Origin of the sequence: Streptomyces sp. L-9-10 (assembly GCF_004151105.1) — a bacterium.
Taxonomy (GTDB): Bacteria; Actinomycetota; Actinomycetes; order Streptomycetales; family Streptomycetaceae; genus Streptomyces.
Genome location: NZ_PHRF01000064.1, coordinates 58,873 through 71,978 on the forward strand (window position 1 = coordinate 58,873; position 13,106 = coordinate 71,978).

At 70.0% G+C, this 13,106-nt stretch carries 9 protein-coding genes and 1 tRNA gene; 6 read left to right on the forward strand and 4 right to left on the reverse strand.

Annotation, left to right across the window (positions count from 1 at the left end):
* Nucleotides 1-48: 48 nt before the first annotated feature.
* A complete protein-coding gene (locus CU044_RS17050; RefSeq protein ID WP_129769491.1) occupies nucleotides 49-1,875 on the reverse strand; it encodes a beta-galactosidase family protein in 1,827 nt (608 codons plus the stop codon).
* 217 nt (nucleotides 1,876-2,092) lie between these two features.
* Between CU044_RS17050 and CU044_RS17055 the strand changes: the two genes are divergently transcribed.
* From CU044_RS17055 to CU044_RS17070, 4 genes are all read left to right on the forward strand, one after another.
* Nucleotides 2,093-3,004: an AraC family transcriptional regulator gene (locus CU044_RS17055; protein ID WP_129769493.1), complete on the forward strand. Its 912-nt coding sequence runs from the start codon at nucleotides 2,093-2,095 to the stop codon at nucleotides 3,002-3,004.
* A gap of 121 nt (nucleotides 3,005-3,125) precedes the next feature.
* Nucleotides 3,126-3,422 carry a chorismate mutase gene (locus CU044_RS17060; RefSeq protein ID WP_129769733.1) on the forward strand — a complete coding sequence of 99 codons (297 nt, stop codon included), beginning with the start codon at nucleotides 3,126-3,128 and terminating at the stop codon, nucleotides 3,420-3,422.
* Between the two features lie 78 nt (nucleotides 3,423-3,500).
* Nucleotides 3,501-5,993 carry an aminopeptidase N gene (pepN, locus tag CU044_RS17065; RefSeq protein WP_129769495.1) on the forward strand — a complete coding sequence of 831 codons (2,493 nt, stop codon included), beginning with the start codon at nucleotides 3,501-3,503 and terminating at the stop codon, nucleotides 5,991-5,993.
* A 256-nt stretch (nucleotides 5,994-6,249) separates the two neighbouring features.
* Entirely contained in the window at nucleotides 6,250-7,659 is a 1,410-nt protein-coding gene (locus CU044_RS17070) for a SidA/IucD/PvdA family monooxygenase (protein ID WP_129769497.1), read from the forward strand.
* A 19-nt stretch (nucleotides 7,660-7,678) separates the two neighbouring features.
* On the opposite strand, the gene CU044_RS17075 is transcribed toward CU044_RS17070, so the two are convergent.
* On the reverse strand, nucleotides 7,679-9,490 hold the full coding sequence (locus tag CU044_RS17075; protein WP_129769499.1) for a 5'-nucleotidase C-terminal domain-containing protein: 1,812 nt from the start codon (nucleotides 9,488-9,490) through the stop codon (nucleotides 7,679-7,681).
* 267 nt (nucleotides 9,491-9,757) lie between these two features.
* On the opposite strand from CU044_RS17075, the gene CU044_RS17080 reads away from it, so the two are divergent.
* Together CU044_RS17080 and pyk are read left to right on the forward strand one after the other, a co-directional pair.
* Entirely contained in the window at nucleotides 9,758-10,483 is a 726-nt protein-coding gene (locus CU044_RS17080) for an SIMPL domain-containing protein (RefSeq protein ID WP_129769501.1), read from the forward strand.
* A gap of 121 nt (nucleotides 10,484-10,604) precedes the next feature.
* Nucleotides 10,605-12,038: a pyruvate kinase gene (gene pyk / locus CU044_RS17085; protein ID WP_129769502.1), complete on the forward strand. Its 1,434-nt coding sequence runs from the start codon at nucleotides 10,605-10,607 to the stop codon at nucleotides 12,036-12,038.
* A gap of 14 nt (nucleotides 12,039-12,052) precedes the next feature.
* On the opposite strand, the gene CU044_RS17090 is transcribed toward pyk, so the two are convergent.
* Nucleotides 12,053-12,835, reverse strand: a complete 783-nt coding sequence (locus CU044_RS17090) for a helix-turn-helix domain-containing protein (RefSeq protein ID WP_129769504.1) — start codon at nucleotides 12,833-12,835, stop codon at nucleotides 12,053-12,055.
* 109 nt (nucleotides 12,836-12,944) lie between these two features.
* Nucleotides 12,945-13,017, reverse strand: a tRNA-Leu gene (locus CU044_RS17095).
* Nucleotides 13,018-13,106: the final 89 nt, after the last annotated feature.

Genomic DNA, 13,106 nt, shown 5'->3' on the forward strand with positions numbered 1-13,106 from the left:
GCCGGTCCCGGGCACACCGCCGGGACCGGCCCCTCCGTACGTCCGGACCTACTCGTCGGACACGCTCTCGTACGGGGCGAGCTGTATGTACGGGGCGCCCGCGGCCTCCAGTTCCAGCACCCACACCTCGTTGCCGCCCTCGCGCAGCACCGGACCCGGCACGTACAGCGACTCCTGCGGGCCCCGCGACCAGTAGCGGCCCAGGCAGTGGCCGTTCACCCAGACGAAGCCCCGGGTCCAGGAGGGGAGCGTGAGACGGGCGTCGCCCGCGCCCGCGATCTCGAAGGCGGCGCGGTGGAGCCCCCGTCCCGCGTCGAGCCCCTGTCCGGCCTCGCAGTCCGGCGCGTCGTCCGTCTCGCCGTCCGGTGCGCGGAACGTGGCGCGGAACGGGACCCCCGCCACCGCCCGCGCGTCGTCGAAGGCGTCGAGACGCAGCCCCCGGGCCCGTACGCCGTGCAGATACTGCCGTTCGTGCAGCACCCCGCCCGTGATGCCCTTGGACTCGCCGAGCCGCCGCCCGTAGTTGACCCGGCCCAGCGACTCGACCCAGATGTCGACGGACGCGGGCCCGGCCACCGGCTTCGCCAGGGCCGCGGTCTCGCCGTCGAGCACCTCCGCGCGCACCCCGTCCACGTACACCACGGCCAGATCGCGCAGCCCGGCCAGTGTGAGGGTCCGGGGCGTCCGGGGGCCCGGGACCTCCAGCCGGTAGCGCACCAGACCGCGGTCCACACCCAGCTCCTCGAAGGTGGGCGGCAGCGCCGTCTCCGACTCAGGGCCGCCGAGGCACTCCACGACCTCGTCCAGCGGTGCCCACGCGGTGAACTCCGCGCGTACGGGACCGGCCAGGGCGGGGGGCGGCTGCGGCGGTTCGGGCAGCGGGCCGCTCCCGTACTCCGCCAGCACCTCGCGGAACCGCCAGAACTTCTCCGTCGGCCGGCCCGCCTCGTCGACCGGCGCGTCGTAGTCGTACGAGGTGACGTCCGGTGTGAGCGCGCCGTCGGCCAGCTCTCCTGCCCGGTTGGCGCCCGCCCAGCCCGCGAGGTTCGTACCGCCGTGCGCCATGTACACATTGACCGAGGCGCCGGACTCCAGGATCTCGCGCAGCGCGCCGGCCGCGTCCGCCGGATCCCGTACGACATGCTCACCGCCCCAGTGGTCGAACCAGCCGCACCAGAACTCCATGCACATCAGCGGCCCGTCGGGGCGGTGCCCGCGCAGGGTCTCGAAGGCGGCGCGGGCACCCGAGCCGAAGTTGACCGTCGCCGCCAGCCCGGGGACCGAACCGCCGGTGAGCATATGGTCCTCGGGGCCGTCCGAGGTGACCAGCGGTACGGAGATCCCGCAGGCCCGGGTCAGCTCGGTCAGCCGGGCCAGATAGACCTGGTCGGAGCCGTAACTCCCGTACTCGTTCTCGACCTGCACCATGATCACCGGGCCGCCCGCGCCGATCTGGCGCTCGGCGACCTGGGGGAGCAGCTCGCGGTACCACCGCTCCACCCGCTCCAGATACGCGGCGTCCCTGGTCCGTACCCGCGCGCCCAGCGGGCCGGTCAGCCAGTGCGGCAGCCCGCCGTTGTCCCACTCGGCGCAGATGTACGGGCCCGGCCGCACGATCGCCCACAGCCCCGCCTCGCGCACGGCGTCCAGGAACCGGCCGAGCGCGGCCACGTCGTGGTAGCGGCCGGGCTCCGGCTCGTGCAGATTCCACGGGACGTAGGTCTCGACGCAGTTGAGGCCCATGGCGCGCAGCATCCCGAGCCGGTGGCCCCACAGCTCCTCATGGACCCGGAAGTAGTGCAGCGCCCCGGAAAGCAGCCGCACCGGCCGTCCGTCCAGCAGAAAGTCCTCGTCCCCCACCATGAACTCAGCCACCGACTCAGTCACCGTCCCCGCTCTCCCGTCCCGCGTTCGTCGTCGTGTCTTCGTGTGCTCTTCGTGTCTTCTTCGTCCGGTTTCCGGACCGCGATCCACCCTCTCCCTCTGGCGGCGGCACGGTCCATGGACAAAGATCACCTCTGGTTGGACGCATGGGGCGCCCGCCCGGGGCGTGACCGGACGACCGGACCGACGGACTGGCGAGGTGGAGCGGATGTATCACACCTGGATGCGGTACTTCACCCCCGGCCCGGTCCACCACCGGCTCGGGCTCGTCTGCCTCGGCGTCGGGCTTCAGCACGGCCGCCTGCCGACGGTCGGACCGCGCACCCTCGATCACCATGTGGCCGTGGTGATCAGCGCGGGCAACGGCTGGTTCCGCGCGGCCGACGGGCGGCGCACCCCCGTCACCGCGCCCGCGCTGCTCTGGCTGACCCCCGGCACCGCCCACCACTACGGGTGCGACGAGGAGCACGGCTGGGACGAGAGCTTCGTCGACTTCACCGGGCCCGCCACCGCCACGTACACGGAGCTCGGCTATATCGAGCCGGCCCGGCCCGTCGTACCGCTCTCCGACGCGACGGGCGCGCGGGCGGCCATCGCGCGTATCGCCCGCGCCGCCCGCCGGGGCAACCCGCTGCTCGAAGTGGAGACCGGCGCCGCCGTGCACGAACTGCTCGTCGCGCTGCGCCGCGCCCGCGCCGACACCGACGCCGAGGGCGACCCGGTCCTCCAGGCCCTGGCCCGCGACGCCTGCCGGACGCTCTCGGTCGCCGAGCACGCGGCCCGCCACGGCATGACCCCCGCCGAACTGCGCACGGCCGTCCGCAGGGCCGCCGGGTGCAGCCCCAAGGACTACCTGCTGGGTATCCGCCTCGGCCGCGCCAAAGAACTGCTCGCCGGGACGGAACTGCCGGTCGGGGCGGTCGCCCGGCGCGTCGGGTACGACGACCCGGCCTACTTCTCACGGCTGTTCACCCGCCGTGTCGGGATCCCGCCCATCCGCTTCCGCGAGCGGCAGGGGCGCGTCGTACCCGGCGGCTGGAGCAACGAGATCCCGCATCCTGATCACCCGCCGACCATCGCGCCGCGCTCCTCTACGCTGCTGGACCATGACCACGAGTGACCCCGGCACCGACCGCACCGAGACGGACCACACCGGCACGGAGCACACCGGCACGGCCGACCGCACAGGCACGGCCGACCGAGGAACCGGCGGAACCGGCCGGCCCGGCCTCGACGAAGCGGTGCGAGCCGAGCTGGACCGCCTCCGCGAGTCCATCGACAACATCGACGCGGCCGTCGTCCATATGCTGGCCGAGCGCTTCAAATGCACCCAGCAGGTCGGCGTCCTCAAGGCCGAACACCGGCTGCCGCCCGCCGACCCGTCCCGCGAGGCCCGCCAGATCACCCGGCTCAGGCAACTCGCCGAGAGCGCCAGACTGGACCCGGTCTTCGCCGAGAAGCTCCTCAACTTCATCATCGCCGAAGTGATCAGGCACCACGAGACGATCGCGGACGAGGCACGCGGCAACACCGGCTGACGGCCCCCGCCGCACGTGCGCTAAGAGCGCAATGAACCCTGATGCGCCACTCGCGGCACATCGGGCAGCATGGCCCCCATGTCCGTACTGACGCGCGACGAAGCGCAGACCCGAGCCCAGTTCCTCGACGTCCACCGGTACACGATCGCACTCGATCTGACCACCGGCGAGGACACCTTCGACTCCCGCACCGTCATCACCTTCACCGCGCGGGCCGCCGGAGACACGTTCGTCGAACTCAAGCCCGCCACTCTGCGCTCCGTCAGCCTCGACGGCCGGCCCCTCGACCCCGCCGCGCTCGCCGGGAACCGGCTCCCGCTCACCGGCCTGACCGCCGGGGAGCACGAGCTGCGCGTCGACGCCGCGATGCGGTACTCCCGTACCGGCGAGGGCATGCACCGCTTCACCGACCCCGCCGACGGCGAGACCTACGTCTACACCCAGCTGTTCATGGACGACGTCCAGCGGGTCTTCGCGGCCTTCGACCAGCCCGACCTCAAAGCCGTCTTCGAGCTGACCGTCACCGCGCCCGACGACTGGACCGTCCTCGGCAACGGCGTCGCGACCCGGACCGGAGGACGCCACTGGACCGTCGCCGCCACCCCGCTCATCTCCACCTATCTCGTCGCGGTCGCCGCCGGACCCTGGCACTCCGTACGCACCGAGCACGCCGGACTGCCCTTCGGCATCCACTGCCGGCGCTCCCTCGCCCCCCATCTCGACGCCGACGCCGACGAGATCCTCGACATCACCCGCGCCTGCTACGACCGGTACCACGAGAAGTTCACCGAGCCGTACCCCTTCGACTCGTACGACCAGGCGTTCGTCCCCGAATTCAACGCCGGCGCCATGGAGAACCCCGGACTCGTCACCTTCCGCGACGAGTTCGTCTACCGCTCCGCCGTCACCGACACCGAACGCCAGACCCGCGCCATGGTCATCGCCCACGAGATGGCCCACATGTGGTTCGGCGACCTCGTCACCCTCGCCTGGTGGGACGACATCTGGCTGAACGAGTCCTTCGCCGAGTACATGGGCTACCAGACCCTCACCGAAGCGACCCGCTTCACCGACACCTGGGTCGACTTCGGCATCGGCCGCAAATCCTGGGGATACGACGCCGACCAGCGGCCCTCCACCCACCCCGTCGCGCCCGACCCCGACGCCGTCCCCGACACCGCCTCCGCGCTGCTCAACTTCGACGGCATCTCCTACGCCAAGGGCGCCTCCGCACTGCGCCAGCTCGTCGCCTGGCTCGGCGAGAAGGACTTCCTCGCCGGCATCAACACCCACTTCGCCCGGCACAAGTTCGCCAACGCCACCCTCGCCGACTTCATCGACTCCCTCGCCCACGCCACCGACCGCGACGTGCACGCCTGGGCCGAGCGGTGGCTGCGCACCACCGGCGTCGACACCCTCACCCCCCGGATCTCCGGCACCGGCACCGGCTGGACCCTCGACGTCGTACGCGACGGCAGCCGCCCGCACCACGTCACCGTCGGCGCGTACGACCTCGACCCCGCCGACCCGGCCCGGCTGACCCGGCGCGACCTCCTCGAACTCGACCTGCCGCTGACCGCACCCGTCACCGCCGCCGGCCACCGCCCCGCCCTCGTCGTCCTCAACGACGGCGACCTGACCTACGCCAAGGTCCGGCTCGACGCCGCGTCCTGGGACACCGCCCTGCGCGCCCTGTCCGGCATCCCCGACCCGCTGACCCGCGCCGTCATCTGGAACGCCGCCCGCGACATGGTCCGCGACGGCGACCTCGCCGCCACCGCCTACCTGGACGCCGCCCGCGCCCATCTGCCGTGCGAGACGGACCTCGCACTCGTCCAGGGCGTCCTGGCCTTCGCCGCCGCCCAGATCACCGACCGCTATCTGTCCGACACCGACCGCCCGGCCGCGCTCGCCACCCTCACCGCGATCTCCCGCGACCTGATCCGCCGCACCGAGGACGGCGGGAACCCCGGGCTGCGCCTCACCGCCGTACGCCACTTCATCGACGCCGCCACCCAGCCCGACGCCCTCCAGGAGTGGCTGGAATCCGGCGGTGTCCCCGGCGGCCCCGAGCTCGACCCCGAGCTCCGCTGGCGCGTCCTCACCCGGCTCGCCGTCCTCGGCGCCGTCGGCCCCGCCGCCATCGACGCCGAACTGGCACGCGACCCCAGCGCCACAGGCCAGGAAGGCGCGGCCCGCTGCCACGCCGCGCTGCCCGACCCCGGGGCCAAGGCCCGCGCCTGGGCCCGCCTCTTCGAGACGGACGACCTCTCCAACTACCTCTTCACCGCCACGGCCCAGGGGTTCTGGCAGCCCGAACAGGCCACGCTGGTACGGGAGTACGTGCCCCGCTACTACACCGAGGCCGTCGCACTCGCCGACCGGCGAGGACCGGCCATCGCCGACGCGGCGGGCCGCTACGCCTTCCCGCTGTACGCGGTCGACGAGGAGTCCCTGCGCCTCGGCCGGAAGTGCCTGGACGGTGCGGAGATGATCCCGGCGCTGCGCCGCAAGCTCGTCGACCAGCTCGACGACCTGCACCGGGCGCTGCGGGTCCGTACCGCCTCCTGAACGTCCGGCTCCACCCGGCCGGCCACCCGGTCGCCGGTTCCGGACCAGGGCCGGCGGTGCATCCGCCCGTGATCCGGCGTACGCGTACACGCTCACACGCGTCGCGTACGCCGGATCCACGAGCGTTTTCAGCCGACTTCCCGTGTCCTGAGCCGGGCGCCAATACCCCTCGCGGGCGGGCTCGTTGTGCTCCGTAGGCACCACCTCCGACCCCCGGACCCCCGGGTGCCCGACTCGTGGAAGGCAGCACCCGCCGATGATCGCCCAGCCAACCGACCTCAACCAGCCCTGCGACCTGGTGGGTGTCGGCATCGGCCCGTTCAATCTCTCCCTGGCCGCCCTCGCCGACGGAATCCGCGGCGGACTCGCCACCACCTTCTTCGACCAGAACCCCTTCTTCCGCTGGCACCCCGGCCTGCTCATCGACGGCGCCAGCCTCCAGGTCCCCTTCCTCGCCGACCTGGTCACCCTCGCCAACCCCGCCAGCCCCTGGTCCTTCCTCAGCTACCTCCGGGCCCGCGACCGGCTCTTCCCCTTCTACTTCGCCGAGCGCTTCCACATCCAGCGCGCCGAGTACGACGCGTACTGCCGCTGGGTCAGCGAACAGCTCCCCGGACTCCACTTCGGCCATCAGGTCGACGCCGTCCGCTGGAACCCCGAACGCGACCTGTTCGAAATCGACTTCACCCAGCTCGACCAGGACGGCGAGGCCGAAGCCCTCGGCCGCGCCCACGCCCGCCACATCGCCCTCGGCATCGGCACCGAGCCGTACATCCCCGAGCCGCTCAAACTCCTCGTCGAAACGCCCGCCGCGCCGGTCATCCACTCCGCCGACTATCTCGACCACCGCGACCGGCTGCTCGCCGCGGGACACATCACCGTCATCGGATCAGGACAGTCCGGCGCCGAGATCTTCCTCGACCTGCTGCGCGCCAGGCCCACCGGAGCCGAGAAGATCCACTGGCTGGCCCGCACCGAAGCCTTCGCGCCCATGGAGTACTCCAAGCTCGGCCTGGAACACTTCACCCCCGACTACACCCGCTACTTCCACGCCCTGCCCGAGCATGTACGCGACGACCTGATCCCCCGGCAGTGGCAGCTCCACAAGGGCATCGACGCCGCCACCATCGCCGCCATCCACGACGAGCTGTACCGGCGCACCCTGTACGGCGGCTGGCCCGACGCCGTCCTCACCCCCGGTGTCTCCGTCCGCACCGCGGGACGCGTCGCCACGACGAAGATCGAACTCCATCTGGAACACGCCCAGCAGGCCTCCAGGTCCCGGCTCACCACCGACGCCGTCGTCCTCGCCACCGGCTACCGGGAGCGCCCCCTCGACCGGATCCTCGCCGGACTCGACCCGTACATGCGCCGGGACAGCTCGGGCCGCCCCCGGATCGACCAGCACCACCGGATCACCCTGGACCCCGGAGTCACCGGCTCCGTCTACGTCCAGAACGGCGAACGGCACACCCACGGCGTCGGCGCGCCCGACCTCGGACTCGCGGCCTGGCGCAGCGCCACCATCCTCAACCACCTCACCGGCAAGGAGTCCTACCACCTCCCCCGGCGCACCGCGTTCACCAGCTTCGGACTCGACGGACGGGACCGGACCCGCACGGTGCCCGCACCGAGGGGTCTGGTCCCGCTCACCGAAGTACGCTGACGGAAGCCGCCGTGAACGGTCAGAAGACCGGCGTACCGTCCCGCGTCAGCTTCCAGTCCACCGAGGCGAACGCCGCCGGGTCGACCGTGCCCGTCGACTGCACCCACCCGATGATCGTGTTGCGGATCTCGTCCGAATTGGCCCACAACTGCTGCGCGGCGGCCACATGCGGGAAGTTCCCGCCGCCGCTCGCCCGGTAGTTGTTGACCGCCAGGACGAACTTCGCCGCCGGGTCCAGATCCTTGCCCTCGAACCTGAGGTTCACGATCCGCGACCCGGCCGGCTTCGCTATGTCGATCTCGTACGTCAGACCGGACACGACGTCGTAGTTGTAGTCCGGCGTGTTGTCGGCGTTCGTCAGCTTCGACGTGTCCACCGGCGCACCCGCCGCGGTCTGCACGTAATACCGCGCCGAGAACTCCAGATACGCCTTGATCTGCGCGCCGGTCAGCAGCCGCGCCTCCATCGTGTTCTCGAACGGGTACAGCCCCGCCGCGTCCTTGATGGTCACATCGCCCGCCGGGATGCCCGCCGTACGCGAGAAGCACGACGCCTGCGACAGCACCGGCAGCGCCGCCCACTCGCCGCCCGCCAGCGCCGCCTTCACCGTCTCCGTCTGCACGTGATTGATCAGATCGATGATCGGCTCGTCCTTCCACGGCGCGTCGACCGTGGACATGGCGGCCGTGGACGTACCGATCACCTGATTGACATACGCCACCACCTTGCGGTGCTCATCCGAGAGCAGCCGGGTGATCTTCTTGTCCTCGGGCACTGTATTGGAGTTGAGAACCTGCGAGCCGACCTTCTCGACCGTCCAGGAACCCCGCTCCCACACCAGATCGAAATCGAAGAGCGTCAGCCGCTGGCCCCACTTGAGCGGCTCGGACAGGACGACGTCCTTGCCCGTCTTCTTGTTGACCACCCGGCGCTCCGGGATCTCCGCGTGCGCGTGGCCGACCAGGATCGCGTCGATCCCCGGCACCTGCTCCGCCACCAGCGTCGCGGCGTTCTCCACATGCGGCACCTGATCGCCGTACGACGACGTCCCGCTCGTACCGGAGTGCGCGGAGACGATGACCACATCCGCGCCCATCGAACGCAGCTTCGGCACCCACTTCGCGGCCTGCTCCTCCAGACCCGGGAACGTCATCTTGCCCTGGACGTTCGCCTTGTCCCAGATCGCGATGCCCGGGTTCGTCAGCCCGAGGATCGCCACCCGCACATCACGGCCGTGCGGCGTCCGCAGCTTCTTGATGACATACGGCGCGAAAGCCGGCTTCAGTGTCTTCGCGTCCAGCGCGTTGGCACCGAGCAGCGGGAAACGGCACTGCTCCTCGAACTTCCGCAGCACGGGAATGCCGTAATTGAACTCATGGTTGCCGAGCGCCGCCGCGTCATAACCGATCGCGTTCATCGCCTGCGCCATCGGATGCACCGGACCGCGCTTCGCGGTGATCGGGTCGATCTTGGCGTAGTAGTACGACAACTGGGTGCCCTGAATGGTGTCACCCGCGTCGATCAGCAGCGTGTTATGGCGGCCCTTCTCCTCGCGGATCCGGTCGACCAGCGTGGAGATCTTCGCCAGCCCGACATCATTGTGCGCGGAGTCGTCGAACTCCTTGTCGGTGAAGTAGTCCCAGTTGAAGACATTGCCATGCAGATCGGTGGTCCCCAGCACGGTGAACGAGTACCGCTTGCGCGGACGTCCAGCGACGGGACCATGAGCCTGGCCGGTGGCCTCCGCCGGGACCGTCGCCCCGCCCACCAGCGCCACACCCGCGCCGGCGACAGCCGAACTGCCCAGGAACGTCCTACGGTTCAGCGGCATTTCCTTCTCTTCTCCCTCGATCTGTTTCTCTTCGGCACGTTGTGACAACGCGCGTAGATTCTGGCCCAAACGAGACGTCGGCAACACCCCCACAGGGTTTCGATCAGATGACTGCCGGTTGTCGCACGGCGTTACGGCACCCGGCTGTCGTACCCGGATGCGAGAGTGGAGGCGCGGCCGTGCGGCCGCAGTCGTAGCCGCAGTCCTGGCCGCAGTCGCGGTCCCAGCCGCAGTCCCAGCCGCAGCCGTCCAACGAGGGAGCCGCCCGTGACCACCGCCGACGCACCGACCCCCGCCGCCCCCTACGGCACGCCCGAGACACCGAGGGTCGCCGTCCGCGGCGAAGCACGGCTGGAGGTCGACCCGGAGATCGCCAGAATCGGCATCGCGGTCAGCGCGCGCGGCACCGACCGGCGTACCGCCCTCGACGACCTCACGCGCCGCAACGGAGACGTCCTCGCACTCGTCAAGTCCTACGGCGACGCCGTCGAGAAGCTGGAGACCGGAGCGTTCTCCATCAGCCCCGAACTCACCAAGCACGGCCGCGCCGAACGCATCCGCGCGTACCACGGCCGGGTTCATCTCACCGCCGAACTGACCGACTTCACCGCTCTGGGTGAACTCACCACCCGCCTCGCCGACCTCGAACTGACCCAGGTCAGCGGCCCCTGGTGGGCCCTGCGCCCCGACTCGCCGGCCCACGGCGACGCCCGGCGCCAGGCCGTACGGGAAGCCGTCCAGCGCGCCCGCGAATACGCCGAAGCTCTCGGCGCCCGGCTCGCTGCCCTGGTCGAGCTGGCGGACCTCGGCGCGGAGAACACCGCCGAGCACGGACTGCGGCCCGCGTTCGGCGGCATGCGCAGCGCCAGCGGCTACGGCGGTGCGGAATCGGCCGCGGAGGCGCCCGTCCTCGACCTCGAACCACAGCGCCAGACCGTCTACGCGCAGGTGAACGCGCGCTTCACGATGACCCCGCCCGATTTGACGTCATAGAAATGCTCATAGGAGCGGCCCCGCGCCCATTCAACACTTGTCAATAACCTTTCACGCAACGGTTGTTGAGTAGTCATGCAGCACCAATTCCCTACCGGTCGGTAAGCTCTAGGCTCGATATATGCGCAGAGCAAAGATCGTCTGTACCCTGGGGCCCGCCACCGACTCGTACGACCAGATCAAGGCACTGGTCGAAGCCGGAATGGACGTTGCCCGCCTCAACCTCAGCCACGGCACCTACGCCGAGCACGAGGAGCGCTACCAGCGCGTACGGGAAGCCGCGGAAGAAGTCGGCCGCAGCGTCGGAATCCTCGCCGACCTTCAAGGCCCGAAGATTCGCCTCGGCCGGTTCCGTGAAGGACCGGTACTCCTTGAACGCGGCGACGAATTCACCATCACCGTCGAACCCCTCGAAGGCGACCGCCACACCTGCGGCACCACCTACGAAGGACTCGCCGCCGACGTCACCACCGGGGAGCGCATCCTCGTGGACGACGGCAAAGTGACCCTCGAAGTCACCTCCGTCGAAGGGCCCCGCGTCCACACCCTCGTCATCGAGGGCGGCATGGTCTCCGACCACAAGGGCCTCAACCTCCCCGGCGTGGCAGTCTCCGTCCCCGCGCTCTCGGACAAGGACGTCGAGGACCTGCGCTGGGCGCTGCGCGTCGGCGCCGACGTCATCGCGCTCTCCTTCGTACGGAGCGGGGACGACATCAACGACGTCCACCGGATCATGGACGAAGAGCGCCGCAGGGTCCCCGTCATCGCCAAGGTCGAGAAGCCGCAGGCCGTCGAGAACATCGACAGCATCGTCGCCGCCTTCGACGGCATCATGGTCGCCCGCGGCGACCTCGGCGTCGAAATGCCCCTGGAACAGGTGCCGATCGTCCAGAAGCGCGCCATCAAACTGGCCAGGCGCAACGCCAAGCCCGTCATCGTCGCCACCCAGATGCTCGACTCGATGATCGACAACTCCCGCCCCACCCGCGCCGAGGCCTCCGACGTCGCCAACGCGGTGATCGACGGCACGGACGCGGTGATGCTCTCGGGCGAGACCAGCGTCGGCAAGTACCCCATCGAGACGGTCAAGACCATGGGCCGCATCGTCGAGGCCGCCGAGGAAGACCTCCTCGCCAAGGGCCTCCCCCCGATCACGGAGAGCAGCAAGCCCCGCACCCAGGGCGGCGCGGTGGCCCGCGCGGCGGCCGAGATGGGCGACTTCCTGGGCGCGAAGTTCCTGGTCGCCTTCACCCAGTCCGGCGACACGGTCAAGCGCCTCTCCCGCTACCGCTCCCCGATCCCCCTGCTCGCCTTCACCCCGGACCCGGCCACCCGCGCCCAGCTGAACCTCACCTGGGGCGTGGAAGCCTTCCTCGGCCCGCACGTCGACTCGACGGACGCGATGGTCGCCCAGGTGGACGACCATCTCCTGAAGATCGGCCGCTGCGACAAGGGCGACATCGTCGTCATCACGGCGGGCTCCCCGCCGGGGGTCGCGGGCTCCACGAACCTGGTCCGCGTCCACCACATCGGCGAGGACGACAGTCCGAAGTAGTCGGAGCTCGGGGCTCAGTACTTGGGTCCGACGCGCGCGTCCATGAGGGCGACGGACGCGCGCTTGGCGATGGAGATGTTCTGGACGCTACGGTGCTGGTTGGCCGGCTTCCATTCGACGCCGACCGCGTCGAGGGCGTCGGTGAAGAGCCGCAGGATGTCGGCGGATCTGTTGGTGAAGAAGTAACGGGCGTACTCGTAGCGCTTCTTCTTGCCGCCGACCAGGCGAATGGTCCAGTTGGTGATGCGGCACCCGTCGGAGTGGATGAGGCCGCGGAGCAGTTCCCAGGGGTGATCGTCCACGACCTGCTGCTGCCAGGGTTCGAGGACGATGGGGCGATCGTGCTTCTTGCCCGGCGCGTGCTGAGGGAAGAGACATGGCCAGTGCCGGTCGTAGCTGGTGACCGCGACACATCCTTGCTTCCGCAGGAGGTACACGCCGGCCTTGGGGCGGACGGCGGCGATAGCGGCTTGGCACGCCGTGATGAGCCCGGGCCACGCATCAGCACACGCGATGCGTAAGTAGTGGCCGCTACGAGGATGCGGGCTGATGCAGCCGTCACCGAGAGAGAGGCCTAGCAGGTAGGCGTACGAAGCGGAGTCTGCCGGCGTGGTCCGCACGGGCAAGCACCTCGGGCAGGGGTGAGCCTCCCCGAGCATGCGTGGCAGGGGCTCGATGCGGATCTGCCATGAGCGGATCGCTGCCCGCGATATCCCGGTCTGCTTGCTCACGGAGTTGAGGCTGCGCCCCTGCGAGACGAGAGCAATCGCGTGCTTGCGGGTGTCAAGGTCGTACATGAGCGCGAGCCTGGCCGCGAGATTCGTGGCCGGGTGCCGGAACAACCCTGATTCACCGGGCCGAGTGAAGACCACCAATCGATTGGTGGTCTTGGAAACAAAGGGAAAGTGCCCTGGGTGGGATTCGAACCCACGCTGTCGGTGGTTTGAGCACCGTGTCTCTTCCGCTGGACTACCAGGGCAGACCTTGACTTCAAAGGTTAGCGGAGACCCGCTGTGCCTCAAACATACAGGAGCTCTGTAGTCTCGGGTAGCAGCACCCTGTCTGGAA